Origin of the sequence: Actinoplanes cyaneus, from assembly GCF_016862095.1 — a bacterium.
Classification (GTDB): Bacteria; Actinomycetota; Actinomycetes; order Mycobacteriales; family Micromonosporaceae; genus Actinoplanes; species Actinoplanes cyaneus.
In genome coordinates this window covers 137507-161399 of sequence record NZ_BOMH01000036.1, presented here as the reverse complement: position 1 = coordinate 161399, position 23893 = coordinate 137507, and the positions used below count along the sequence as shown (strand labels likewise).

At 69.2% G+C, this 23893-nt stretch carries 23 protein-coding genes and 3 tRNA genes; 11 read left to right on the top strand and 15 right to left on the bottom strand.

Annotation, left to right across the window (positions count from 1 at the left end):
- Positions 1–58 precede the first annotated feature (58 nt).
- The 3 genes from Acy02nite_RS23205 to Acy02nite_RS23195 form a co-directional block, all read right to left on the bottom strand.
- Entirely contained in the window at positions 59–1324 is a 1266-nt protein-coding gene (locus Acy02nite_RS23205) for a site-specific integrase (protein WP_203744202.1), read from the bottom strand.
- A gap of 276 nt (positions 1325–1600) precedes the next feature.
- Positions 1601–1673, bottom strand: a tRNA-Arg gene (locus Acy02nite_RS23200).
- 40 nt (positions 1674–1713) lie between these two features.
- A tRNA-Ser gene (locus tag Acy02nite_RS23195) sits at positions 1714–1804 on the bottom strand.
- Between the two features lie 726 nt (positions 1805–2530).
- Between Acy02nite_RS23195 and Acy02nite_RS23190 the strand changes: the two genes are divergently transcribed.
- Positions 2531–3133, top strand: a complete 603-nt coding sequence (locus tag Acy02nite_RS23190; protein WP_203743840.1) for a hypothetical protein — start codon at positions 2531–2533, stop codon at positions 3131–3133.
- Here Acy02nite_RS23190 and Acy02nite_RS23185 read toward each other — a convergent pair.
- A complete protein-coding gene (locus Acy02nite_RS23185; protein WP_203744200.1) occupies positions 3082–3804 on the bottom strand; it encodes a CPBP family intramembrane glutamic endopeptidase in 723 nt (240 codons plus the stop codon). The genes Acy02nite_RS23190 and Acy02nite_RS23185 overlap by 52 nt on opposite strands.
- Positions 3805–3971: 167 nt before the next feature.
- On the opposite strand from Acy02nite_RS23185, the gene Acy02nite_RS23180 reads away from it, so the two are divergent.
- The gene (locus Acy02nite_RS23180; protein ID WP_203743838.1) at positions 3972–5081 is read left to right on the top strand and encodes a globin domain-containing protein; all 1110 of its coding nucleotides are present in this window, start codon (positions 3972–3974) and stop codon (positions 5079–5081) included.
- A gap of 1 nt (position 5082) precedes the next feature.
- On the opposite strand, the gene Acy02nite_RS23175 is transcribed toward Acy02nite_RS23180, so the two are convergent.
- Positions 5083–6609, bottom strand: a complete 1527-nt coding sequence (locus Acy02nite_RS23175; protein WP_203744197.1) for a peptide deformylase — start codon at positions 6607–6609, stop codon at positions 5083–5085.
- Positions 6610–6893: 284 nt separating this feature from the next.
- Here Acy02nite_RS23175 and Acy02nite_RS23170 point away from each other — a divergent pair, with 284 nt between their 5' ends.
- A complete protein-coding gene (locus tag Acy02nite_RS23170) occupies positions 6894–7676 on the top strand; it encodes a hypothetical protein (protein WP_203743836.1) in 783 nt (260 codons plus the stop codon).
- Positions 7677–8014: 338 nt separating this feature from the next.
- Here the strand turns inward: Acy02nite_RS23170 and Acy02nite_RS23165 are convergent, their stop codons facing one another.
- Complete coding sequence (locus Acy02nite_RS23165) at positions 8015–10099, bottom strand: DUF6311 domain-containing protein (protein ID WP_239175113.1); 2085 nt, start codon at positions 10097–10099, stop codon at positions 8015–8017.
- Positions 10100–10282: 183 nt separating this feature from the next.
- Between Acy02nite_RS23165 and Acy02nite_RS23160 the strand changes: the two genes are divergently transcribed.
- Positions 10283–10996, top strand: coding sequence for a class I SAM-dependent methyltransferase (locus Acy02nite_RS23160; protein ID WP_203743834.1), 714 nt, complete (start codon positions 10283–10285; stop codon positions 10994–10996).
- 74 nt (positions 10997–11070) lie between these two features.
- On the opposite strand, the gene Acy02nite_RS23155 is transcribed toward Acy02nite_RS23160, so the two are convergent.
- From Acy02nite_RS23155 to Acy02nite_RS23140, 4 genes are all read right to left on the bottom strand, one after another.
- Positions 11071–11601 (bottom strand): YbhB/YbcL family Raf kinase inhibitor-like protein, encoded by a 531-nt coding sequence (locus Acy02nite_RS23155; RefSeq protein WP_203743832.1) that lies wholly within the window; start codon positions 11599–11601, stop codon positions 11071–11073.
- Between the two features lie 581 nt (positions 11602–12182).
- Positions 12183–12887, bottom strand: coding sequence for a C40 family peptidase (locus tag Acy02nite_RS46620; protein WP_239175111.1), 705 nt, complete (start codon positions 12885–12887; stop codon positions 12183–12185).
- Between the two features lie 400 nt (positions 12888–13287).
- Positions 13288–13902 (bottom strand): DUF4352 domain-containing protein, encoded by a 615-nt coding sequence (locus tag Acy02nite_RS23145; protein WP_239175110.1) that lies wholly within the window; start codon positions 13900–13902, stop codon positions 13288–13290.
- Between the two features lie 153 nt (positions 13903–14055).
- Positions 14056–15018 (bottom strand): NAD(P)H-quinone oxidoreductase, encoded by a 963-nt coding sequence (locus tag Acy02nite_RS23140; protein WP_203743828.1) that lies wholly within the window; start codon positions 15016–15018, stop codon positions 14056–14058.
- A gap of 76 nt (positions 15019–15094) precedes the next feature.
- On the opposite strand from Acy02nite_RS23140, the gene Acy02nite_RS23135 reads away from it, so the two are divergent.
- Together Acy02nite_RS23135 and Acy02nite_RS23130 are read left to right on the top strand one after the other, a co-directional pair.
- A tRNA-Ser gene (locus Acy02nite_RS23135) sits at positions 15095–15179 on the top strand.
- 230 nt (positions 15180–15409) lie between these two features.
- A complete protein-coding gene (locus tag Acy02nite_RS23130; protein ID WP_203743826.1) occupies positions 15410–15760 on the top strand; it encodes a hypothetical protein in 351 nt (116 codons plus the stop codon).
- Between the two features lie 8 nt (positions 15761–15768).
- On the opposite strand, the gene soxR is transcribed toward Acy02nite_RS23130, so the two are convergent.
- Entirely contained in the window at positions 15769–16212 is a 444-nt protein-coding gene (gene soxR / locus Acy02nite_RS23125; RefSeq protein ID WP_203743824.1) for a redox-sensitive transcriptional activator SoxR, read from the bottom strand.
- A 47-nt stretch (positions 16213–16259) separates the two neighbouring features.
- Here soxR and Acy02nite_RS23120 point away from each other — a divergent pair, with 47 nt between their 5' ends.
- Both Acy02nite_RS23120 and Acy02nite_RS23115 read left to right on the top strand, forming a co-directional pair.
- Positions 16260–16913 carry a thiamine pyrophosphate-binding protein gene (locus tag Acy02nite_RS23120; protein WP_203743822.1) on the top strand — a complete coding sequence of 218 codons (654 nt, stop codon included), beginning with the start codon at positions 16260–16262 and terminating at the stop codon, positions 16911–16913.
- 5 nt (positions 16914–16918) lie between these two features.
- Positions 16919–17797, top strand: a complete 879-nt coding sequence (locus tag Acy02nite_RS23115; protein WP_203744191.1) for a transketolase family protein — start codon at positions 16919–16921, stop codon at positions 17795–17797.
- Here Acy02nite_RS23115 and Acy02nite_RS23110 read toward each other — a convergent pair.
- Complete coding sequence (locus tag Acy02nite_RS23110; protein WP_203743821.1) at positions 17780–18202, bottom strand: hypothetical protein; 423 nt, start codon at positions 18200–18202, stop codon at positions 17780–17782. The two genes, Acy02nite_RS23115 and Acy02nite_RS23110, sit on opposite strands and share 18 nt — an antisense overlap.
- Positions 18203–18290: 88 nt before the next feature.
- Here Acy02nite_RS23110 and Acy02nite_RS23105 point away from each other — a divergent pair, with 88 nt between their 5' ends.
- Positions 18291–18692, top strand: coding sequence for a PH domain-containing protein (locus tag Acy02nite_RS23105; protein ID WP_203743819.1), 402 nt, complete (start codon positions 18291–18293; stop codon positions 18690–18692).
- 382 nt (positions 18693–19074) lie between these two features.
- Positions 19075–20439 (top strand): IS110 family RNA-guided transposase, encoded by a 1365-nt coding sequence (locus Acy02nite_RS23100; RefSeq protein ID WP_203743817.1) that lies wholly within the window; start codon positions 19075–19077, stop codon positions 20437–20439.
- A 237-nt stretch (positions 20440–20676) separates the two neighbouring features.
- Here the strand turns inward: Acy02nite_RS23100 and Acy02nite_RS23095 are convergent, their stop codons facing one another.
- Both Acy02nite_RS23095 and Acy02nite_RS23090 read right to left on the bottom strand, forming a co-directional pair.
- Positions 20677–21588 carry a rhomboid family intramembrane serine protease gene (locus tag Acy02nite_RS23095; RefSeq protein ID WP_203743815.1) on the bottom strand — a complete coding sequence of 304 codons (912 nt, stop codon included), beginning with the start codon at positions 21586–21588 and terminating at the stop codon, positions 20677–20679.
- Positions 21589–21609: 21 nt separating this feature from the next.
- A complete protein-coding gene (locus tag Acy02nite_RS23090; protein WP_203743813.1) occupies positions 21610–22134 on the bottom strand; it encodes a peptidylprolyl isomerase in 525 nt (174 codons plus the stop codon).
- A gap of 170 nt (positions 22135–22304) precedes the next feature.
- Here Acy02nite_RS23090 and Acy02nite_RS23085 point away from each other — a divergent pair, with 170 nt between their 5' ends.
- A complete protein-coding gene (locus tag Acy02nite_RS23085; protein ID WP_203743811.1) occupies positions 22305–22874 on the top strand; it encodes a hypothetical protein in 570 nt (189 codons plus the stop codon).
- A 10-nt stretch (positions 22875–22884) separates the two neighbouring features.
- Here Acy02nite_RS23085 and Acy02nite_RS23080 read toward each other — a convergent pair whose 3' ends face one another.
- Entirely contained in the window at positions 22885–23889 is a 1005-nt protein-coding gene (locus Acy02nite_RS23080) for a type VII secretion protein EccB (protein WP_203743809.1), read from the bottom strand.
- Positions 23890–23893 lie beyond the last annotated feature (4 nt).

Below are 23893 nucleotides of genomic sequence, written 5' to 3'. Positions count from 1 at the left end.
CACGCCACCAGAGATAGTGCCCCGCATATCGACGAAACCACCGGGTCCAGATGACTCGTCAAGCCTGCGACGCGGCCTCCAGAGACATCCGGACCTTGGCATGCTTCAGCAGCAACGCCGCGGTCGCCTGCACCGACCGCCTCGCCACCTCCAAGAAGACGACCCAGTACGTCTCCGCGGTCGTCACCGGGCTGGCATGCCCGAGATCGCGTTGGATCGTCATCAGATCCACCCCCGCGGCGCCGGCGGCACCAGCGGCACAGTGGCGGAGGTCGTGCAACCGCACTGGAGGCAGCCCGGCCTCCTCCGCGAGCTCCTTGAACCGACGGGTCAACCACTCCGCTCGCACCGGCCGCCCATCAGCCCGGCGGAACACCCGATCCTTTGCGCCCACCTGCCCGAAGTTCCTCCGCTGCCACTCCCGGAGAGCCTCCAGCAACTGGACCGAGTAGTCGTCCAAGGCGAGGGTCCTGACACCGGCAGCGGACTTCGGCGGGCCGATGACCTCCTTGCCGTTCACCACCGTGACCTGTTCCCTGATCGAAAAGCAGCCAGCGACCAGGTCGACATCCTCCCAGCGCAGCCCCGCGATCTCTCCCCGGCGCGGGCCACGCAGCGCAACGAGCCACCACAACGGGAACAGCGGATCATCCTTTACCGCCTGAAGGAACCGGCCGACATCCGGCAGGTCCCACACCGCCACCCGCGGACGAATCCCGAACTCCTCGAACTCCTTGATCCGCTCCTCGGTCCAGACCACCGCGTGAGGGCGCACACCGCTGGGCACCCGCACGGCCCGAGCCGCGTTGTAACCCACCATCCCTTGTCGGCGTGCCTCCGACAGCGCGCTTCGCAGCACCGCCCGCGCACGATGCACCGATGACGCGGCGATCAACCGATCACCACGAACCTTCTTCCGGGCGATCACGTCGATGGCCCGCTGCACATCACGGGTATTGAGCTTGTTCAACCGATGGGCGCCCAACGCCGGAACCAGGTGCTTGCGGACGATGCTGCGATAGTTGATCACCGTGTTCGGGCGAAGCCGGTTCTCCTGCTCAGACAGCCAGAACTCCAACCATCGCCCCACAGTCCACATCCGAGCCACCGCCTCGGGGCCTGGCAGCTCCAGCAACTCCCAGGCAGCCCGCTCCGCCTCGCTACGGCTCGCAAACCCACCCTTCCGCGCCCGGTTCCGCCGCCCGTCCAGTCCCGTCACCTGGATGGCGTAGTACCAGCTGCCATGACCCGGCTCACCACGCCGAGGACACTTCCAAACCTGCTGCCCTGTCAGCGAACTCCGACATCCGCATCGCGGGTACACCTTGCCCGGCAGGCTCTTCGAGGAGCTTGAGTTCGACTCGGTTTCCGTCAAATCTTCACAACTACACATTCAAATCCCGAACTTTCTGAACGAGATCTGACCGCGGATCAGAAGGTTGAGGGTTCGAGTCCCTTCGAGCGCACACCTGGATCACGGGCCAACAGCCCTGTGGCCTGCTCAGAAGCGAGTCAGACGTGGGGCACGACCATGACCCACATATGACCCACACAAGCAGAGGGGATATAGCCTTCCGGCTATATCCCCTGCTCACTCCGGTGCGCCCGAAGGGACTCGAACCCCTAACCTTCTGATCCGTAGTCAGATGCTCTATCCATTGAGCTACGGGCGCTCTCTCAGTGCTCAGCCAGCATACACACCCGGCTTTCGCGCGGAGACTCCGGGATTCGAACCCGGGAGGGGCGGTAAAACCCCAACCGCATTAGCAGTGCGGCGCCATAGACCGGACTAGGCGAAGTCTCCTCGGTGACCTGTGACAGCCACCGAGGATTGAGCGTACCGGACGCCCTCGGCGCCGCACAAAGAGGTCGGCCCGAAACGTCCCGAAGATCTGCCACGAAGGCCACGAACAGGCGAAACGTTGCGGTTGCGACTACGCTGCGCAGGATGGAGGAGAAGCAGACGCCGCGTGCCCGGGATCCGCGTGCGCCCTTCAGCGCGCCGCAGTCGGAGGAGCCGACCGCTCGGCCGACGCGCCGCGGGGCGCCGCCGACGGTCACCTTCCAACCGCCCCGCCCCGGAACGAGTGCCGAGAGTCACTCTTCGAAGGCCCCACCAACCCCGCTTTCGGGTACGGCGGGTGAGGCCTCCGAGGCTCCACCAGTGGCCGGGACCACGGCGAATGTGCCGAAGACCACTCGAGCACCGCGCCCCGCACGTCCCGCCGATGACCCGCCCGCCGAGGCCGCCAGGAAGGCCCCGGCGAAGAAGGTCGCCCCGCGAGCCCGCGCCGCCGCGAAGACCACTCCCGCGAAAGCGGTGACCACCCCGGCCGAGCCGGCGACGCCGACCACCCCGGCCGAGCCGGCTAAGCGGGCCACCCCGGCAAAACGCGCCCGCAAGGCCACGCCACCGAAGCCGGATGCGGCCACGCCGATGCCGCCCGAGACAACGCCAGCACCAAAGGCCGAAGCAGCGCCAGTAACAAGGGCCGAAGCAGCGCCGGCACCAAAGGCCGAACTAGCGCCGGTGACAAGGGCCGAGACAGCGCAAGCGGTAAAGGCGCCCGCGAAAACGCCCCCCACCCCGGACCAGCTGCTCCTCGACCTCTGGCCCCGCCTGCTGGCCGACCCCCGCAACGCCCCGAAACTCCTGGCCGACGCCGCTGTCGAGACGTTCGGCCCGCAGGCCGCCGCCTGGGCCGACCGGACCCGGGCGACCTACCCCACCGCCACCCCGCAGGCCCTCGCACGGCTGGCCACGGCCCGGTTCACCCGCGCGGCGGCGCAACGCGGCCTGCTCAGCGCGCTTTCCGGGACGTACGCGCCGATTGCTCTTGTCGGAACCGCGGCGATCACGCATGCCAGCCTGGTGCTGCATGTCGCCGCGGCTTATGGGCTGGATCCGACGGACCCGGAGCGCGCCGCGGAGATCCTGGTTCTGTTGCCGAGTTATCGCAGCGGCGCGGGCTGGGCGGCGCTGCGGCTGGCGGACCGGGTGCTGCCGGGGACGTCGCTGATCAGCGCGGTTCTCGGCGGCTGGAGCGCGGCCGAGACGGTCGCGACGCGGGCGGAACGCCGTTACGGGTGGTATCGCAGCCAGTCGAGCCAGGAGTCGGGCAGCAGTTCGTAACCGACGAACGCGGTGATGTCGAGGAGGCTGTGCGCCACGATCAGCGGCATCACCCGTTTCGTCTTCAGGTAGAACAGCGCGAAGACCACGCCCATCGCGACGTTCCCGATGAAGCCGCCGAAGCCCTGGTAGAGGTGGTAGGACCCGCGCAGCACGGCCGAGCACAGGATGATCAGCGGCACGGAGAGCCGGCCGATCTGCTGCAGTCGCGTGATCAGGTAACCGACGACCAGCACTTCTTCCAGCACCGCATTCTGGATCGCGGCCAGGATCAGGACCGGGACCGTCCACCAGTACGCGTTCAAGCCGCTCGGCACGATCTGCGCGCTCAGGCCGAGCTGCAGGGCGGCGTAGACCAGCAGTAGCCCGGGGATCCCGATGCCGGCGGCGAGTCCGGCGCCCCAGCCGATGTCGAAGCCCGGCCGGCGCAGGTCGATGCCGAGGTCGCGCCCGGGTCGCATGTCGTCCCGGCGCAGCAGGTACCAGACCAGGAGCACCGGGATCAGGTCGAAGACGATGCCGAGCAGCTGGTTGGTCAGGTCGAGGTAGGGCCGGGCGGACGTGGCCGGGTTCAGCGTCGCGGTCTGGCTCGCCAGTGGTTTGCCGGCGGTGAGCTTGGCGGTCAGCGACACCACCGACCAGATCGCCGACTGTCCGAGGGACAGCAGCATGACGATGGCTATCTCGGCGGGGTACGCCGATCGGGTGGACTGCTGCCGCTCGAAAGTCACGGGCCCCACTTTACGAGGGCACAAAATCGGTCATATGGACAAGCGGCAGGTGATGAGTCGCACCGAGCGTGCGTCGTGTTCCCGACTGCGCTGACCACCCTGAATGCATGGGAGACCTCGCACGCTTGCTCAAGGAGAGCTGGAGTCTCGTCGAGGAGCATCAGGACAAGGTGGCCGGCTATTTCTACGCCCGGCTGTTCCTGTCGCACCCGGATCTTCGTGAGCTGTTCCCGGTGCACATGGACGTGCAGCGCACGCGGCTGCTGGGAGCGATCGTGACCGCGGTGCAGACCCTGGAGGATCCCGAGCGCTTCGACGACTACCTGCGTGCGCTGGGGCGGGATCACCGGAAGTTCCACGTGGTGCCGGAACACTACGAGGTGGTGGGCGGGGCGTTGATCGAGTCGATGCGGGCTTTCGCCGGCGAGCAGTGGGGCGTCGAGTACGACCAGGCGTGGGCGGACGCGTACGCGGTGATCGCCGCGAAGATGCTGTCCGGCGCTGACGCTGATCAGAATCCGCCGTACTGGTACGGCGAGGTGGTCCAGCACGAGCGCCGCTCCCGGGACATCGCGGTCTTCACGGTGCTGCCGCTGCAGCCGCTGGAGTTCCGTGCCGGGCAGTATCTGAGCCTGGAGGCGACCCGGTACCAGCCGCGGCTGTGGCGTACGTACTCACCGGCGAACGCCCCGCGGCGCGACAACACGCTGGAGTTCCACGTCCGCGCGCTCGGCGCCGGCTGGGTGTCCAGCGCTCTGGTGCGCAAACTGCAGGTCGGCGACATGATCAAGCTGGCCGCGCCGATGGGCTCGATGACCCTGGACCGAAGATCGACCCGGGACGCCGTGTTCGTGGCGGGCGGCACCGGCCTGGCGCCGATCAAGTCGCTGCTGGAGGAGCTGACCCGGTACAACCGGACCCGCTGGGTGCACGTCTTCTTCGGCGCGAGGACCCGCGAGGATCTGTACGACCTGGCCGACCTGAACCGGCTGGCGGCCCGTTATCCCTGGTTGTCGGTGGTGACCGCGTGCAGCGACGATCCGGGGTTCGCCGGCGAGCAGGGCAACATCTCGGACGTGGTCGCCCGGTACGGCCCGTGGAACGAGCACGACTTCTTCGTCTCCGGCTCCGGCGCCATGGTCAAGTCGACCCTGAGGACGCTCGCCGAGCTGCAGGTTCCCTCGATCCGGGTCAAGTATGACGCGTTCAGCGACTGACTCAGTATTCCCAGGGCCGGCCGGTCTGCTGGTACTGCGCGATCGGCACGAGCTTGGCGTCCGGTGCCATCCGATCCACGTACAACCGGCCCTCCAGATGGTCGATCTCGTGACTGACCAGCCGGGCCAGCGCCCGCTCGAAGACGGTCACCACCCGCGTGCCGTCGAACCGCGCGTGCTCCACCTCGATCCGCAACGACCGGGCGACCAGGCCGCGGTAGTCGAAGAAGGAGAGGCAGCCCTCGTACCGCTCGTCGCAGTCCACCGACTCGCCGACGACCCGCGGGTTGAGCAGCACCACCGGATCGATCTCGCGTTCCGGCGGGCGGACCACCGCGGCGGCCGCCGGGATGCCGATCTGCGACGCGGCGAGCCCCACTCCCTTGCTGAACTCGTGCAGGTCCTCGAGCTGGGCGAGCGAGGTGAGCAGGCGGGTGACGGTCTCCCGGGCGGCCGGCGCCTCGCGCGGCAGCTGGAAGTGCCGGGCCCGCTGCCGGAGCAGGTCGGAACCGCGCTGGATGATCCCGATCCCGCGCATCCGGTGCGAGGCGCGGGGCAGGGCCGGCTCGGAGGGCGCGAGCTCCTCGTACTGCGGGGCGTCAGCGCCACGGAACCGCCATTCGAGGCGGTACCGGGCATTCAACAAAGGCTGATCGGTGGACCACTCGAAAATGGCGCGACCTCCCTCGTTGCGGCGTTCCAGGGGACTGCGCACCGGTACTTCCGCGTTCAGGGACACCTCGACGCCCCACACCTGGGGCTCGAAGCGCTCCGGGAAGTCCAGGCGCACGGTGAGCGAGCGGGTGGGCAGCCGCACGGCGCGCTGGAACCACTGCCCCCACTTCTCCTCGCCGACCGTGTACGCGTACTCGATCGTGGTCCGCTCTCCGGGGTAGAGCGGGAACTGGCCGCGCTCGTTCGCGAACAGCAGCCAGAGCTCCTTGGCCGCGTCCCGATCGAGCTTGATCCGCCACTGCATGGGCTCGGCCGCGCCGCCCTCGCCGGCCACCGCGTGGATCTCCATCTCGTCGAGAGCCAGCGGGTGCTCCCGGTGGTGCCGGTTGGAGCCGGACGGGTCGTTCGGGTACCGGTCGACGGAGATCTTCACCAGGTAGCGGGTCACCGCCTCGGTGCCGGCGTTGTAGAGCGAGCGGCGCACCCGGCAGCGGTAGGCGCCGCCGATGTACGCCAGCTCGGCGACCTCGCGCTCCACCACCAGGCCGGTCCCGGGTGGCAGCCACTGGGCCGGCACGGGTGGGTCCCGGTGCATCGTGCCGCGGGCGTGGCGCAACTCGTCGTATTCCTGGAAGCGCTGCCAGATCAGACCGCCGGAGCCCAGCACCGCCTCGGCCCGGCGGGCGAAGTCCTCGGTCGGCTTGTGCCGGCGGCCCTCGACGTGACTGACATAGGAAGGATCGAAGCCCATGCGCGCGGCGAGCTGCTTCTTGGTCATTCCGCGCTCGGCCCGCCATTGCGCAAGCGCCGTAACGAACTGATCTGCGGCCCGTTCAACGGGCGAGGTGGTCATCACGGATGTCCCCTTCGCGACGGCACTCTCAGTGTCACGGCATCGGGTATCCGGATGGGGCTAGTAGCGCGTTGCCGACAGGTATCTTGACAAAACCGGCAGCCCAGCCACGTTACGTAAGGTAATTCTCGCGGAGGGTATTGGTACGGAAAATCCCAGCTAGGTTGTTGGTTAGGCTACCCTTAACCGAGTACTGTCGGTCGCCTCGGAGCACTGCCCGCGAGACTGCATGAAAGCCCCGCGAGACTGCACGGAAGCGGTGAGGTGGAGAAGCTGGTGAACGCGTGACCGTCACCCTGGAACTCACCGGTCCCCACCCGCTGGCACCCGTGACCCACACCCTCGACGCCATGTTCGGCGGTTTCCAGGCGCCCTCGCTGGCGCCCGGGCTGACCGTGCGCGACCAGGCGGGATGGGCGCCCGCGAGCGACCTCGCCGGCCCGTCCCTCGCCACGCTGCTGGAGTCCGCCGGCCGCCGCTGGAACGCGCAGCCGCACGCCGCCGCCGCGCTCGCCTGGAAGGCGTATACCTACTGGCTGGCCCTTCCCGCGGTCCTCGGCTGGGCCTCCGCGCGGCGCGTCCCGCTGATGACCGCCAGTAACGTCGTGACGACCTTCGCCAACCCCAGCGTCATGATCACGGTCGGTGTGCGCCCTGGCATCCCCGTCGCTGTCCTGCCGAACGATCCGCTCGCGCTCAGCGGTCACCCGGACGCGGTCGTCGTGCCGGACGAGACGGCGCTGCTCGCGGAGTTCCGCCGCTCCCTGCTCGACGAGCACCTGACGCCCCTGCTCGACGCCATCCACGCTCGCGTGCGCCTCGGCAAGCGTCCGCTGCTCGGCTCGCTGGCCTCCGGCATCGCGTACGGGATCCTCCGCTCCGCCGACATCACCCCGGGCGCCTCCGCCGAGTCGATCGACCTGCTGCTCGGCGCTCTGGACATCCGCGACCTGATCGACCTGGTCCCTACGCGCCACGGCAAGCTCGACGTGCAGCGCAAGACGTGCTGCCTGGCCTTCACCCTGCCGACGCCGAAGCTCTGCCCCGGCTGCTGCATCAAGCCCTGAGGGCTCCCGTTCCGGGTTTGTCGAATTACAGCCGCACCCGTTCGCAAATCCAGCAATCCCCGATCGACGCGGTCGCGGCGACTTCCGGCGGTCTTCCGGTCACGGTTCGACCAGATCAAATGCGGATTCCTGGCGTACGTCGTGAAAGCTCCGCCCGCCGATCGGCGGCCGGGCGATCCCGGTGATCCGCCACAGCCGGGACAGGCGCGAACGGTCAATGCCTTGCGGCCAGAAGGACACCGCAGACGGTCCGGGCGGGGCGATCGCATGCCGTCAGAATCAACATGGCCCCGTGCCTCGGTCTGGCGGGATGCGCTTCGCCGCAGGGCCGGAGCGGGTCAGCTGTCGCCGTCGGTGGAGACGACCGCGTCAGGGTTGTCGACCAGGTTGCGGACGTCCCACATCCAGACCCCGCCGGTCCAGGTCGGGCGGAAGCCGAGCAGGTCCGACATGGTGCGCAGCATCTCGATGTCGCGGGTCTGCGGCGTCAGGACGACCACGCCGGCCTTCCAGTACCGCAGGTCGGCGAGCGTCATCTCACGCCGCGCGTCGGTCACGTCGGGCGTCGGGTTGCCGCGCCGGATGGAGGCCATCAGGCCGCTGGTCGGGCGCCACGGCGGGGCGAACGCGGCGGTACGGTCGGCCGGGTCCTGCGGGTCCTGGTTGGGAAGCAGCGCGTAGCCCCCGGCGATCCGCATGTCCTGCTTGGTGTAGGCGCTCCAGCGCAGCGGATCGGAGTAGAAGTTGTCCGGCAGCGGCAGCGTGACCACGGTGTGGTTGTCGTCCACGTACTGCCGCCACGCGCCGGAGGTGACGAACTCGGGGACCGGATCCATCTTGACCGTGGTCAGCTGGACCGGCACGAGCGGCACGAGCGCCATCGCCACCGCGGTGATCATCGCGACGCGGATCGGGCCGCGGGTGTGCGGCTGGGTGCGCACCTGGTCGGCGGCGCGCTGGCAGCCGAGGGCCAGGACGATGCCGACGATCGGCGCGATCGCCATGGCCCAGCGGGTCGGGACGGCCGAGTTCAGCACCGGCAGGTGGTGCAGAAACGCCCAGATGCCCGGAACGCCGGTGTCCTTCCCATCCAGGTAAATACGCGGTCCGAGTGACATCGCCCCGAAGAGCAGCGCCAGGAACCCGAGGGTCAGCACAGCAGCGCTGCGGCGAAGCCAGAGCATCAGCCCGAAGAAGAGGACGACCAGGCCCCAGCCGAAGAACGCATTCTGCTCGGACGGATTCTGCGCCAGCGTCAGCGGAACCAGCGGGTTGCCGGCCACCGAGTGCGTCGAATAGGCGGTGAAGGATCCGAGATCCGAGCCGAAGCTCCGAACATAAACGGACAGGCCCTGGTACGACTGCGGGCCGAAGAACTGCACGCTCAACGGGTACGCCAGGGCGGCGATCGTGACTGCGGCGGCGATCGTCAGCCCGCGCAGGAAGGCGAGCACCTCACCGCGGTGCCGCCGATGCCGGACCAGCCCCATCACCAGGCAGAAGACGCCGACGCCGATCGCCGTCATCAGAAGGATCTCGAGGTTGATGAACGCCTGCCAGACCAGCAGGCCGCCGAGGAGCAGGCCGTTGCGCACGGCGCGGCCGGGGACCCGCAGCTCGAGGGTGCGCCAGATGATCAGCGGGACCAGGAACTGCGAGACGATGTTCGGGTGGCCGGTGGCGTGCGCGATCATGCTCGGCGCGAACGCGGCGAACAGCGCCCCCACCCACGCAGCGAGTCGCGACGCCACCACGCGGCGTGAGAGCACGAGATACCACGACACGCCGGTTAATGACAATGCGCCGGTTAGAAATACGTTGAACGCCACATGCGGCCCAAACGCGAGAGTGATGGGCGTCAGTGGCAACGAAACGGCCAACACCGAGGTGTTGGCCATCATGTTCACCCCATCGGGGTAATTCATGCGATCGGAGAAGAACGGATATACGCCATCCGTGAGCACGCGCGCACCGTGCGCCAGCATCCACTCGAAGAAAGCCTGATCCTGCGGATCATCGCGCAACTCATGATCAAGATTGAGCCACAACGGGGCCGTGACGAAGAGGGCAACACCCAGAAAACTGGCTATGGCGAGAACATCCCGCCAGGTGACCACCTGCCACAGAGGACGGCGGCGCGCAGGCACCGTGACCTGCTCATCTACCTTTTCCCCGACAGGCGCGGGGGCCAGCGGAGCGGCCGTGTCGATGCCACCCTCAAGCGCCCGCAGCTCGGCGTCCAGGTCCTCGGCTGCGGTCACTTGGCGGGACGGCAGAACGTTCTCACCGGCCGTCTGGCCCGTCGCGTCAAAACCCGTAATCGTCATAGCATCGGCGAGCCTAACCGAGGTGGCGAAGAGTTCCGCTGTGTGCGCCCGCAGCGTGATAGAGACGATATGTACGCGTGTTTTCCGCGTGTCCATGGATCAACCGCAGCGTGGCGTCAGGGGAACGCGCAACCCACGCGCATACCCCAAGTGCCTATGTCTCAATCAGGCCAAAAATCGGCGCGACGCCGCAGTCAACTTTCGGATAGCGGCGATAGGTGGTTAACTTCACCGGTCCCGCTGTCAGCATCAGATCGGCAAGACGAGGGAACCTCACCTATGGCAGACATCACTGGAGACCAGCGGATCCAGTCCGAAGTGCTCGAAGGCCTCGCCACGGCTGTGAACCATCGCCGGTGGTTCGTCGAGCTTGCTCTCCCATACCTCGGGGACAACCCCATCGAGATCGGCAGCGGGCTCGGGGACTATGCCATCGAGTGGGCCGAGCACCTCCCGCGCTTCACCGCGACGGAGGCCGACCCGGACCGGCTGGTCCTGCTCAAGGAGCGGATGGCCGGGCACTCGAACATCGAGGTGCGGCAGATGCTGCTCCCCGCGCAGGACGCCGACGGGCAGTACAGTGCCGCCGTCTCCTACAACGTGCTGGAGCACATCGAGGACCACGTGGGCGCGCTGCGCAGCATGCGCGACCTGGTCCGCCCCGGTGGCCGCGTGATCATCATCGTGCCGGCGTTCATGTTCGCGATGAGCCAGGTCGACATCGCCACCGGCCACATCCGGCGGTACACGAAGAAGACGCTGGGTGCGGCGTTCGCCGAGGCGGGCCTCGAGATGGAGAAGCTGCACTACGCGAACGCGCTGGGCCTGATCGGCTACTACGGCGCGACCAGCATCTTCAAGCTGGCCCCCAAGGAGGGGCCGATGGTGAAGGTCTACGACTCGCTCGTGCTCCCGGTGACCAAGGCCGCCGAGCGGATCGTCCGCCCGCCGTTCGGCCAGTCGGTCTTCGCGGTGGCACGGACGCCGCACTGACGTCGTACTGAAGCAAGCGAGGCGGTGGCCGACCCGGCCGCCGCCTCTGCGTTTACCGCGGACCCTGCCGAGTCTCAGCCCTTGAGCTCGAAGGTGGGGCGGATCGTCGCCCGGGCCAGCGTGTGGAACGCCAGATTGAAGCCGACGTAGGCGGGCGTCGCCTCCGGCGGGACCTCGAGCGCGTCGACGTCGATCGCGTGCACCGCGAAAACGTAGCGGTGCGGGCGGTCGCCCGGCGGCGGCGCCGCACCGCCGTAAGTGCGCTCGCCGTAGTCGTTGCGGATGCAGAACGCCCCGTCGGGCAGAGGGTCGGCGCCCCGATCAAGACCGGTCACCGCAACCGGCAGGTTGACGAGCACCCAGTGCCAGAACCCGCTTCCGGTCGGCGCGTCCGGGTCGAAGCAGGTGATCGCGAACCCGTGCGTCTCCTCCGGGAACCCGGACCAGGACAGCTGCGGCGACAGGTTCTTCCCGCCGACACTCGTGTGGGCGTGCAACTCGTCGAGCGGCTGCCCGTCCGTCACGTCCGTGCTGGTCACCGTGAAGGACGGCACCAGCGGCAGAAGATCATACGGATCAGGGGCCAGAGCTCGGTCAAGACTCATCGGGGCCTCCGGCGAAGTGGCTCAGCTGATCTGGCGCATTCCCGTGATGAGCCGAGAGTAACCGCCATAGTTGTCCGCGACCTTTCGGCGACGTTGCGTGCTCTCGTCACTCGTCCGGGTAAACGCACAGGTGGTGCGCACCGGCACCGCCGCGCCCGGCGATGCTTCTGTCAGACATCCGACCGGGTGTGTGCGGCCGAGATCCCCGCGCCCGGTTGCGATCGGTCCAAGCCAGCCGGCACCCGCCACAACGGGTGCCGGCTGGACCCCTCTCCAGCCCAGGGCCTTCCAGCGCCCCGCCGCAACTCACCGCCCTGCCCTCATCCCCCAGCAGGAGCCCAGCAGCTCCAGCCCAGCGCTCAAGGCCATCGCCAGGGCCCGAGGCGCCCGAGACGCCACCTGTCCCGGCCTCTGCACCACCGGCCCCACCTGTCACCCACGCATTGCGCCCGCCGGCGCCGAGCGGCCCGAAAACGGCTAGCGAAGCGTGGTCGTTTTCGGGTCGCTCGGCGCCGGCCGCCAAGGGCGCAATGCCGCGAGCCGAAGGCGACGCCGGTCAGCACAGCCGGTCAGCACAGCAATCAGCGGATGCGCTTCACGTCCAGGCCGCGGTAGAGCTTGCGGTACACCACCCCGGTCCGGTGGTTCCCCGCGTCGATCATCATGCCGCGGCCCATGTAGATGCCCACGTGGCCGCGCCCGACCACCAGATCGCCGGGCCGTGCCTGCCCGCGCGGGATGCTGCGGGCCCGGGCTGCCTGCGCGCGGGACGAGTGCGGCAGCCGCATCCCGGCCCGGGCGTACGCCTGCCGGGTCAGCCCCGAGCAGTCGAATCCGCCCCTGCCCTCGCCGCCGGTGACGTAGCGCTTGCCGAGCTGGGAGCGGGCGTACGCGAGCACCGCCCCCATCTGCCCGTGGCGCGCTCCGGTCAGCGGCCGCACCGCGGTCCGGCGCACCGACTTGCGCACCATGCCGCGGTGCGACACCGTGGTCCGCCGCTGAGCGATCACCACGCGCCGCTGGGGCGCCCGGTACCGGCGTACCGCCTCCCGTCGCTGCACGCTGTGCTCGAGGCGCTGGGACGCGCGCTGCGGGGCCCTCCGCGGTGTGCCGAGCGCGGGGCGGCGCACCGGCGTCGCTGCGGCACGCGCCCGCACCGGGGCGAGCGGAGCGGGCCGGATGGTGCCGGCTCGGCGCTGCATCCCTCTGGTGGCGCGCGCCGAGGCCTGCTCGCGGTGCTCGTAGAGGCTCTCGCGGTGCTCGTACAGGCTGCGGTGTTCGTACAAGCTGAGGTCGAAGCCGTCCGGGAGGGCGCGGGTCGCAAGGTCCGCTGCCGGGGGCTCCGGGTTTGCCGACGAGGCCTGCGGAGCTTGAAGAGCCTCCGTGGCGTGCTCGGCAGGGTCTACGGCCGGTGCGATGACGGCGAGCGCTAGTGCGCCGGCGGTCAGCACGCGGCGGGTGGACGTACCGTGCAGTGTTGCCTCCGAAATAGGCCCGGGGCACTCGCGCGAATCCCATCATCAGCGCGGATGAACGTGCTCTGCCGCGCTTTTGCCGCCGTCTGAGGAGGGCAATGGGAACCCGGACAACTTTTGTGCATTCCGTGGACCATGCCAACACACCTTGAATTACGGCGTGGGTGGATTCAGATAATTGTCCCCCCGATCTCGAAGAGATAAAGGGTCGCTACTGGTCGGCCGACGGCAGTGACATCCGGATGCCGGGCGTGGATCCCGAACCGTGCATCGAGAGCTCTCTGAGCTGGGCATTCTTCGGAACGTCGAAGGGCAGGACGCCGTTCACCGAAGCGCCTGGGCGGATCTCGCCGAGCAGTGTCGGATAGCCATCGTTGAGAAATACCGCAGCTTCGGTGGCGACGGCGTAGGCTCCACCATCGGCGTCGTAGACGCGCTGAGCCGAGCTGTCGAAGAGCTCCGGCTCACGGCCGTTGTTGGTGACCCGCACGTCGAGCAGGCAGAACTGACCGCCGGCACGCTGTTCGAGCCCGTCCGGCCCGATCGCGGAAACGCCGCATCGCACGCTGCGCACGCTCAGCCCGAACCCGCCGGGAGCGGAGTCCCGGAAGTCGGCTGGGGGCAGACCGCGGATCACCGCCGGGCCGCCGGTCGGGCGGTCCGCGGTGGCGACCGCCCAGATCCCGAAGGCGATCAGGGCGAGGGCGACGAGGATTCCGCCGCCCACCCAGATCCGGGCTCGCCAGCGCAGGGCCCACTCGTCCACACCGTCGTCATCCGGATCGAGCACCCGGATCGTCGTGGCACGGTGTGAGGTGTACGTCACGGAGTCCCCCAGGGAGCGCAGCCGGGGCGCACCCGAGGACCGGACGCGCTGTCCGTCCATGCTGGGTTCGCCGCGGCCGGACACCGGCGCGACACTCCGCAAAAAGGACTTTATCGGTCATAACATCAAGTGGATATGCCCCCGATCGGGTGATCAGCGCAGCAGCACGATCTTTCCGAGGTGGTCACTGGTCTCCATAACGCGCTGCGCCTCGGCCGCCTCCGCCAGCGGGAGCGTCGTGTGGATGACCGGTTTGACCAAGCCCGCGGAGACCAGCGGCCAGACCTGATCCCGCACGCCGGCGACGACCCGCGCCTTGTCGGCCAGTGGGCGGGCCCGCAGCGAGGTGGACGAGATGGTGCCTCGCTTGGCCATCAGCGCGCCCAGGTCCAGCTCCGCCCGGGTGCCGCCCTGGAAGCCGATCACCGAGATCCGCCCGTTCGGCGCGAGCGCCTCGATGTTGCGCGCCAGGTACTTCGCTCCGATGATGTCGAGCACCACATCGACGCCCCGGCCGTCGGTGACCTCGCGCACCACCTGCACGAAATCCTGCTCCGAGTAGTCGATCGTCACGTCGGCGCCGAGCGCCCGCAGCCGCTCGTGCTTCGCCGCACGCGCCGTCACCAGCACCCTCGCGCCCAGCGCCTTGCCGAGTTGGACGGCGAACGTGCCGATCCCGCTGCCACCGCCGTGCACCAGGAGCGTCTCGCCCGTCCGCAGCCGGTCGTGCGCCACCACGTTGGACCACACCGTGCACGCCACCTCGGGCAGCGCCGCCGCCTCGACCAGCGACAACCCGGCGGGCACCGGCAGCAGCTGACCGGCCGGTACCGCGACCCGTTCCGCATAGCCCCCGCCGGCCAGCAGCGCGCAGACCCGCTCGCCCACGTGGTGGCCCTCGACGCCCGGCCCGAGAGCACTGATCACGCCGGAGCACTCCAGCCCCGGATAGACCGGCGCGCCCGGCGGCGGCGGATACTGTCCCTGACGTTGCAGCAGGTCAGCGCGGTTCACCGCGGCAGCGGTGACGTCGACGATCACCTCGCCGGCGGCCGGCTCCGGGTCCGGAACCTCGGCCCAGCGCAGCTGCTTCTCCTCGATCACGATCGCGTGCATCCCCCGACAATGCCCCACGGGTACGACACAAGCGACAGCGGTCCGCGGGCATCTGGCAGACTGGAGCAGCACTACGGGAGGATTCGCCTAGTGGCCGATGGCGCCGGTCTTGAAAACCGGTATGGGGAAACTCATCGTGGGTTCGAATCCCACATCCTCCGCTTCCCGCCCCTCGCGGCGGACGCTTCACTTGAAGATCAACTTCAGGATCTTCATTGCCTGCGTCCGCCGGGGTCCAGGTCCGCCGCTCCCGCGGGGACCCTTCCGGGCTTCGCAGGGCCGTGGCCGGCCCAGGACGCGAAACCCGCAAGGGCGACGTCCGCGGGTGGGCACGGTCCGAGCACAAAACCGTGAGCTGCCGGAATTCGACGATGGTCGCTACCATCCGCCGGTGAGGACATTCGGGATCGTGCTGGCCGCTCTCGGTCTGGGCACGTTCGTGGGAGCTCGGTCCGGCGAGTCACTGACGATCCCGGCCGTGGTCGCCGGCGGTCTCGGCCTGCTTCTGCTGATCTTCGGCAGGCGGGACAGCGGCAAGGACCTGATCCCCGCGCAGGGCACGACGCCCGCCGAGAAACCGGAGAAGCCGGTCTTCAGCCAGCTGGGCACCCGCGTCGAGGGCATCCTCGAGCTCGCCGAGGAGCAGGCGGCGGACCACGTGGCAGAGGCCCGCCGGGAGGGCGCACGCATCATCGCGGAGGCCGAGGCGGAGGCGAACCGGCGCCGGTCACCCGGATCCTAGGATCCGGCTCAGTCCCGCGGTGGATTCAGTATCATCTGCGGGCCGGTGCCCCGGGACGCCAACCGGTCCCGCGGGTTGATCAGGGTGCAGCGTTGCAACGACAGGCAGCCGCAGCCGATGCACCCGGTGAGCTGGTCACGCAGCCGTTCCATCATGGCGATCCGCTCCTCCAGCCGGTGCCGCCAGTGGCTGGAGAGGCGGGACCAGTCGGCTTTCGTGGGCGTCCGGTTCTCCGGCAGCTCGGCGAGCGCCTCCCGGATCTCGTCGAGCGACACCCCGACCTGCTGGGCGATCTTGATGAACGCGATCCGGCGCAGGTCGGCCCGTTCGTACCGCCTCTGGTTGCCGCCGGTCCGGGCGGCGTGCAGCAGGCCCTCCCGCTCGTAGTAGCGCAGCGCCGAGGGCGCCACCCCGCTGCGGGCGGCCATCTCGCCGATGGTGAGGGTCTCCATGCGGTCCCCTTGAGTTGAAGTTCACTTCAAGTTGCAGCCTATCCGACATGACCGTTTCCACGCTGCGCCGCCTGACAGGTGACGAGAAGCACGCACCCAGCGCACACTCCACACTCGACGTGATCCGCGTCCTCTACGAGCGGGTCCTGCGGATCACGCCGGAAACCGCCGACGAGCCGGACCGCGACCGATTCCTGCTCTCCAAGGGGCACGGGCCGGCCGCGTACTACGCGGTGCTGGCCGACCGGGGCTTCATCCCGGAGGACTGGCTCGACCGGATGGGGCAGTGGAACAGCCCGCTCGGCACGCACCCGGACCGCGTGCTGATCCCCGGCGTCGAGGCCGGCACCGGCTCACTCGGGCACGGGCTCGGGCTCGCCGTCGGCGTCGCGCTCGGACTGCGGGCGCAGGGCTACCTCCAGACCCGCACGTTCGTCCTGCTCGGCGACGCGGAACTGGACGAGGGGTCGAATCACGAGGCGATCGCGTACGCCGCGGCGCTGCCCCTGCCGCTGACCGCGATCGTCATCGACAACCGGTCGGCGACCCACGGCTGGCCGGGCGGCATCCCCGCCCGTTTCCCCGGCTGGACGGTCTCCCTGGTCGACGGCCACGATCACGACGAGATCGAACGGGGCCTGCTCGTCCGTACGGGAAAACCGCATTTGATCGTCGCGGCAGTCGAACCCAAGTGGAGCTGAAGATGATGCGTGAGACGTTCGTCGCCGCCACCACGGCGCTGCTCGACGAGGACCCCAGGACGGCGCTGGTGCTCGCCGACATCTCCGCCGACGTGTTCGCGCCGGCGCTGCGCAAGCATCCCGACCGGGCGCTCAACGTGGGCATCCGGGAGCAGCTCATGGTCGGCGTGGGAGGCGGGCTGGCGATGACCGGGATGCGGCCCTACCTGCACTCCTACGCGCCGTTTCTCGTCGACCGGGCGTACGAGCAGATCAAGCTCGACCTCGGGCACCAGGACACCGGCGCGGTGCTGGTCAGCATCGGCGGATCCTATGACTCGGCCGCCTCCGGGTACACACACCATTCGCCCGGCGACGTCGCGCTGCTCGACACACTCGAGGGCTGGACCGTGCTGGTTCCCGGGCACCACGACGAGGTGCCGGCCATGCTGCGCGAGGCGGCCCGGCACGACGACCGGGTGTACATCCGGCTGGGGCTGCAGGAGAACACGAGGGCGTACCCGGACGGCGGGAAGCTGCGCGTGCTCAAGCGCGGAGGCCCCCTGGTGGTGGCGGTCGGGCCGATGCTCGACCCGGTGCTGGCGGCGACCGCGGACCTGGACGTCACCGTGGCGTACACCAACACGCCGCGACCGCTGGACACCGAAGGGATGCGACTGCTTGCCGAGGGCGAGGTGATCGTGGTCGAGCCGTACCTGGCCGGCACGTCGGCGCGCCTGGTCAGCGAGGCGCTCAGCGGCCTGCCGCACCGGGCGCTGCACCTCGGGGTGGGACGGGCCGAGATCCGCGACTACGGAACCTGGGAGGACCACGCCCGGGCACACGGGCTGGACGCGGCGGGCCTGCGCCGGTCGCTCCGGGCGTTCCTAGGCGGCGGTGCCTAGGAAGACCTCGCGCAACTTCGCCTCGAAGAGCCAGACCGACTCGGTGTCCGGGAACTTGATCCGGAAGCGCTCGCGAACCCCGTCCACCGCCGTGGCCGCCATCTCCAGGGCCGGGCGGCTCAGATCGGGACGCCAGGTGACGTCGCTCAGGTGCCGCAGGTTCGCGTTCAGATGCAGGCGCAGGCGGTGCAGCACGGGCGTTCGCTGGATCACGACGAGCCGGCGGTGGGTGAGCAGCAGCAGGTACTCACCGGCGAGCGGGGCGTCCGGCCGCGTGCACCGGGTCACCAGAACCGCGTCGTCGCCGGGGTCGACGCACCGCTCGACGATCGGGAGATGCCGGCTGGGAATGGCGGCGCCGGATTCGAGGGTGGTGGGAAGGAACGTACGCGGGATCACGTCCATGACATGTTTAACGGGTTGTGAACTGTGGAGGCAGCGGCCCGAGCTGCTGAATAAGGAATTACAGCGATCGGGCTGCCATAGTGTCCCCATGCAATGGCGCGTCAAACCGGTCCTGCCGGTCACCAAGCTGACGGGCGCGGTCGCCGTGGTGGTGCTCGCCGTCGCCTTCGCCGCCCACGATCCCATCCGATGGGCGCTCGCCGTGCTGGTCGGTTCCGGTCTCGTCGTCTGGGCGGCGCGGGACGTGCTCGTGCCGGTCCGTCTCGCCGCCGACAGTGACGGGGTCACGGTCGTCACCGGCTTCGCCCGGCGGCGGCACGTCCGCTGGCCGGAGGTGGAGAAGGTACGGGTCGACCGGACCACCCGGCGCGGGCTGCGCAGCGAGCTCCTGGAGATCGACACCGGCGACGCCGTCTACCTGTTCGGGGCGCACGAGTTGGGCGCCGACCCCGAAGACGTGGCCACCGAGCTCGCCACCCTCCGCGCCTGACCACCCCGGGGCACCCGCCGCCAGCCCGTCCACCTACGCGAAGCCGCCGGGACGCACTCTCAGCGACGCGCCGCCACGTCTTGGCTGGTTCTCATGGGCGTTATTCATGCCTCATAACGCCCATGAGTCATCTTGTCTCCTTCGGGTGACGTCTCGCGGACGTGAAAATAGGGCGGGTGCCGGCCTCGTTGTGGTTGGTGGGTTGCCCGTCGACGCCGGTCGCTGGTCTTGGAACGTGGAGTCCGTCCATGAGTCTGGTGGTGGGGTCTGGCCTGGGAGGGCCACGCACTGTTGCTACGAGCACGCCGGTCAGATTTTCGATTGCTTGACCAAGACCCCCGGGCAACTCACCGGTAGCCGCTGGTGAGGAAAGGAGCCCGGGATGTCCCGGCCACGATCACGGCAGGTCTCGCAGCCGCAGGAAGTCCCCGACGAGCAGTACGAGCAGGTCTTCGACCGGGTCTGCGCTGTCGATGTGGGTAAACAGTCCGGCAAGGTCTGCACCCGGGTGCCGCATCCGCAGGACCCGCGGCGCCGGTGGTGCCAGGTCTGGGATGTGCCGGCGACCACCACCGCGGTCAGTGCCCTGGCCGGGCAACTACTCGAGTCCGGGATCCAGAAGATCACCCTGGAGAGCACCTCGGACTACTGGCGGATCTGGTACTACCTGTTCGAAGACAGTGGCCTGGACGTGCAACTGGTCAACGCCCGCGACGTCAAGAACGTCCCGGGCCGGCCCAAGACCGACAAACTCGACGCGGTCTGGCTGGCGAAACTGACCGAGAAAGGCATGCTGCGATCCTCGTTCGTGCCACCGGAACCGATCCGGAACCTGCGTGACTACACCCGCACCGATCTGATCCGCGAGTCCAGCCGGCACTGGCAGCGCCTGGAGAAACTCCTGGAAGACGCGCTGATCAAAGTGTCGTCAGTGGCCTCCTCACTGGACACCCTGTCCGCCCGCGCCATGATCGAGGCACTCATCGACGGTGAACGCGACCCGCGGGTCCTGGCCGCGCTGGCCCGCGGCCGGATGCGGTCCAAGAACAGCGAACTCATCGAAGCACTCACCGGCCGCTTCGATGCCCACCACGGCGAACTGGCCAGAATCATGCTCGACCAGATCGACGCCCTCACCGCCACGATCGAGCAGCTCACCACCCGCATCGACGAACTGATCACCGAACACAGCAACAGCCCCGGCGCACACGACGGCGGCGCACACGGCGGCGAGGGCACCAGCAATCCCGGCAACCGGCCACTGCCACCGGTGCAGCGCCTGGCCGAGATCCCCGGCATCGGCATCACCGGCGCCCAGAACATCATCGCCGAGACCGGCCTGGACATGACCCAATTCCCGACCGCCGCGCACCTGGTGTCCTGGGCCAAACTCTCACCACGCACCATCCAGTCCGGCACCCGGCAGACCACCGGCAAAACCGGCAAAGGCAACCCCTACCTCAAAGCCGCCCTCGGCCTGGCCGCCGCCACCGCCGCCCGCACCGACACCTTCCTCGGCGAACGCTACAAACGACTGGTCAAACGCCGCGGCAAACCCAAAGCCCTCGTCGCCGTCGCCCGATCCATCCTCGTCGCCATCTGGCACCTGCTCGCCGACCCCACCAGCCGCTTCCACGACCTCGGCGCCGACCACCACACCAACCGCACCAGCGACCAACGCAGAACCCGCAACCACATCCAGCAACTCGAAGCCCTCGGCTACACCGTCACCCTCACCGCAGCCTGACCACCCCAAAACACCCAAACCATCCCACGCAGACGTTATTTTCCGGTCAGAACCAGCTGGAGCCGGGCAGCGCGCAGCGATCCGGGGCAGGGCGGACGTCGCGGAGCGGGACGGACGGGACTGGGGCGACGGCGTAGCCGGTCAGGGGAAGAAGCCGTAAGTGCGCGACTGGACCGGCGGCGTAGCCGGTCAGGGGTAAGAAGTCGTAGGTGCGCGACTGGGCCGGCGGCGTACCGGTCAGGGGAGGATGTCGTAGGTTCGCCAGACGGACAGGGCGATCAACGTGGCCAGCAGGACCACGCAGCCGATGACCTGCTTGGCGGTGCGGTGCGGCAGCCGCGAGTAGGCGAGGACCGCTGTCACGGCCGCGCCCACGGCCAGACCGCCGAGGTGACCCGCCTTCGAGATCTGCGGGATGCCGAACGTGAAGAGCAGGTTGGTGATCAGCAGCGGCACGAGAGAGCTGGTGTCCAGCATCAGCCGCCGGTTCACGATGATGATCGCGATAATGAGCCCGAACGTGGCGGTCGAGGCGCCGGCCGACGGCTGGTTGGGCGCCTGGAACAGGTAGCAGGCGACGTTGCCGCCGATGCCGGCCAGGAAGTAGACCGCGAGGAAGCGCGCCGGCCCGAACCGGGACTCCAGATAGGTCCCGATCTGCAGCAGCAGCGCCATGTTGAGCAGCAGGTGCACGACGCCGTAGTGCAGGAACATGGCGGTGACCAGCCGGTACCACTCGCCGTCGGCGATGCCGTGGACGCTGCCGTCCGGGTACGACGCCCAGCCGATCACCTCGCCGGCCTCCGTCACCGGGGTGCCCGAGCCGAGCAGGCCGAAGAAACCGCCGGCCCCGGCGATCGCGCGCGGGCCGCCGAGGATCACCGACGCCACCATCACCAGGACGTTGATCCCGATGATGGTGCGCACGGCGTAAGCCGCCTGACCGGCGACGCGGCTCCCGCCGAAGGCGTTGAGCGCACGCCGCTGGCTCCGGCGGCCGTCCTTGACGCAGTCGGGGCACTGATAGCCGACGACCGCGTCATTCATGCATTTGGGGCAGATCGGCTTTTCGCACCGGCTGCAGCTGAGCAGGGTCTCCGTGTCCGGATGGCGGTAGCACACCGGCGTCGTGGAGGGAGCCTCACTCATACACCAAAGGTACCGTGAGCGTCAGGAACGCTCGATCTCCACCCGCTCGATCACGACGTCCTCGCGGGGACGGTCGCCGGGGCCGGTGGCGGTGTTGGCGATCGCGTCGACGACCTTCGCCGACTGCTCGTCCGCGACCTGGCCGAAGATCGTGTGACGACGGTTCAGGTGCGGGGTCGGGGCGACCGTGATGAAGAACTGCGAACCGTTGGTGCCCGGCCCGGCGTTCGCCATGGCCAGCAGGTACGGCCGGTCGAAGGAGAGCTCCGGGTGGAACTCGTCACCGAACTGGAAGCCCGGGCCGCCCCGGCCAGTGCCGGTCGGGTCGCCCAGCTGGATCATGAAGCCCGCGATGACCCGGTGCGAGATGGTGCCGTCGTAGTACGGCCCGGAGCCCTTCTGACCGGTGCGCGGGTCGGTGTACTCCTTGGTGCCCTCGGCCAGTTCCACGAAGTTCCGGACGGTCGCCGGGGCGTGGTCCGGGAACAGCTGGAGCCGGATAAGACCGTGGTTGGTGTGCAGGGTGGCGTAAATCGTCTCGGCCACGGGTACTCCCGTCTGCGTTGGATCGGAACAGTCTCTTCAGTTCGGATCCTCCCCCATGTGTCTGATCCGGCCGCGCGGGGGTACCCGAGAAGGCAACATGAGCTGGGACAAGACCACAGGAGGTGGCACTGGTGTTGGCAACGATGCGCCGTAAGCGCCGGAGTGCGCGGATGCGTGACGAGCTCGGACAGAGCATGGATCACTTCAAGCGCGCCGCTTCGATCGCCGCTCAGGAGACCAGCGCGACGGTCGCGCCCCGGTTGAACGCCGCGGTCGAGCGCGTGCAGCCGGCCGCCGAAAAGGCCAAGGGCGCCGCCACGCAGAGCTGGGACAGCGCGCTCGCCACGCTGACCCCGTTGGTCGCCGCCGCGACGGAGAACGTGCGGCAGGCGGGCAAGAGCACGAAGAAGGTCTCCAAGAAGGAGCTGAAGGCCCAGCGCAAGCAGGCCGACAAGCTCCAGCGCAGGGCGGAGAAGGCGCTCGGCCGCAAGGAGCGTGGCCGCGGCAGCAAGCTCGCCGGGTACGCGCTGCTGGGCACCGCGCTCGGGCTCGGCGCCGCCTGGTACACCAAGCGCCGCAACCAGGCGCAGTGGGAGGAGTACGACGCCGCTCCCAACCCGACGCCGGTGACCGGTGCGGACGACGCGGCGTTCGAGCCGCTGGAGCCGACCGTCTACACCACGTCGAACGGCACCGCGGCGACCTCCGACCAGACCGGGAAGTCCTACCCCGCGAAGTAGTGAACGCTGCTCAGTGCCGGCCGGCCACCTCCGGATCCAGGAGAGGGCCGGCCGGCATCAGTGCGATCAGCTCGGCCGGCACGGTGACCGGTTTCACCGCCGGATAGCCGAGCTTGGCGAGCACGTCCCGGCTCGACAGCGGACAGCTCTGCCCGTCGTCGGTCACGACGTGGACGGCGCCGGCGCCACCGGCTGTCACGACAGCTCCCCGGCCGCGAGGCACGTGCACCACGTCGACCCTCGCCGGGCCGGCGGGCGTGTTCCCCTCCGGGATCACCGGGTCGAGGCGGATCGCCGCCGGCTCGTCCGCCGGGCGGGAGACGCAGGCCCGTACCGAGAAATCGGCTGTGCCGGCATTCGCCGGAAGCGCCGTGAGGTCCGGCCCGGCCGGGACCGCGTCGATCCACGCGGTCGCGACGAGCGCCGGAGCAGGCTCGGGCGACCCACCGTCCGGCAGCTGGAAGCGCCGGCCGTCCCGCACCAGGAAGGTGCGTCCCGAGGGATCCCGGACCAGCAGCGCCCGTCCCGCCACCGGCTCGCCCGCCGGAACGGTTCCGACCAGCAGCGTGCCGCGCCCGGCGCGGTCGGTGCAGACCGTCCAGGCCGCCTCGAGCAGCTTCTCCGCGGCCGGCAGCGTGTCCGGCGCGCCCGGGATGCCGAGCGTCGCCCCGAGTGGCACACCGGCCAGTTTCCCGGTGGCCACGGTCTTGACCACGGGCCCGGCGAGCAGCGCCCCGGACGTGTAGTTCAGCACCGGGTGCAGGCGGCGATCAGACTCCAGGTAGACGTAGCGGGCACCGGACCTCTTGTCGAGCAGGACCGCTGACGGATCGGTCGGCGAGGCCGAGCTCGCGCCGGTGAGCATGCCGTACCCGCCGAGGATGCCGGCGGTGAGCGCGGCGAGCAGCACACCGGTCAGGGCCATCGATCCGGCCCGGCGCAGCGGTGGCCGGCGTGGGTCGGCGTCGTGACCGACGAGCGCGCTGATCAGCCGCTGACTCCGGATCTGCTGCACCATC

Bases quoted from the DNA above. Each gene is read 5' to 3' on its own strand.
- soxR (WP_203743824.1), bottom strand. From the start codon at position 16,212: ATGGAGACCCTCACCATCGGCGAGATGGCCGCCCGCAGCGGGGTGGCG.
- Acy02nite_RS23085 (WP_203743811.1), top strand. From the start codon at position 22,305: ATGCGTGACGAGCTCGGACAGAGCATGGATCACTTCAAGCGCGCCGCT.
- Acy02nite_RS23100 (WP_203743817.1), top strand. From the start codon at position 19,075: ATGTCCCGGCCACGATCACGGCAGGTCTCGCAGCCGCAGGAAGTCCCC.
- Acy02nite_RS23175 (WP_203744197.1), bottom strand. From the start codon at position 6,609: ATGACCACCTCGCCCGTTGAACGGGCCGCAGATCAGTTCGTTACGGCG.
- Acy02nite_RS23105 (WP_203743819.1), top strand. From the start codon at position 18,291: ATGCAATGGCGCGTCAAACCGGTCCTGCCGGTCACCAAGCTGACGGGC.
- Acy02nite_RS23180 (WP_203743838.1), top strand. From the start codon at position 3,972: ATGGGAGACCTCGCACGCTTGCTCAAGGAGAGCTGGAGTCTCGTCGAG.
- Acy02nite_RS23165 (WP_239175113.1), bottom strand. From the start codon at position 10,099: ATGGACACGCGGAAAACACGCGTACATATCGTCTCTATCACGCTGCGG.
- Acy02nite_RS23115 (WP_203744191.1), top strand. From the start codon at position 16,919: ATGCGTGAGACGTTCGTCGCCGCCACCACGGCGCTGCTCGACGAGGAC.
- Acy02nite_RS23095 (WP_203743815.1), bottom strand. From the start codon at position 21,588: ATGAGTGAGGCTCCCTCCACGACGCCGGTGTGCTACCGCCATCCGGAC.
- Acy02nite_RS23110 (WP_203743821.1), bottom strand. From the start codon at position 18,202: ATGGACGTGATCCCGCGTACGTTCCTTCCCACCACCCTCGAATCCGGC.
- Acy02nite_RS23160 (WP_203743834.1), top strand. From the start codon at position 10,283: ATGGCAGACATCACTGGAGACCAGCGGATCCAGTCCGAAGTGCTCGAA.
- Acy02nite_RS23140 (WP_203743828.1), bottom strand. From the start codon at position 15,018: ATGCACGCGATCGTGATCGAGGAGAAGCAGCTGCGCTGGGCCGAGGTT.
- Acy02nite_RS23155 (WP_203743832.1), bottom strand. From the start codon at position 11,601: ATGAGTCTTGACCGAGCTCTGGCCCCTGATCCGTATGATCTTCTGCCG.
- Acy02nite_RS23185 (WP_203744200.1), bottom strand. From the start codon at position 3,804: ATGCTGCTGTCCCTCGGACAGTCGGCGATCTGGTCGGTGGTGTCGCTG.
- Acy02nite_RS23120 (WP_203743822.1), top strand. From the start codon at position 16,260: ATGACCGTTTCCACGCTGCGCCGCCTGACAGGTGACGAGAAGCACGCA.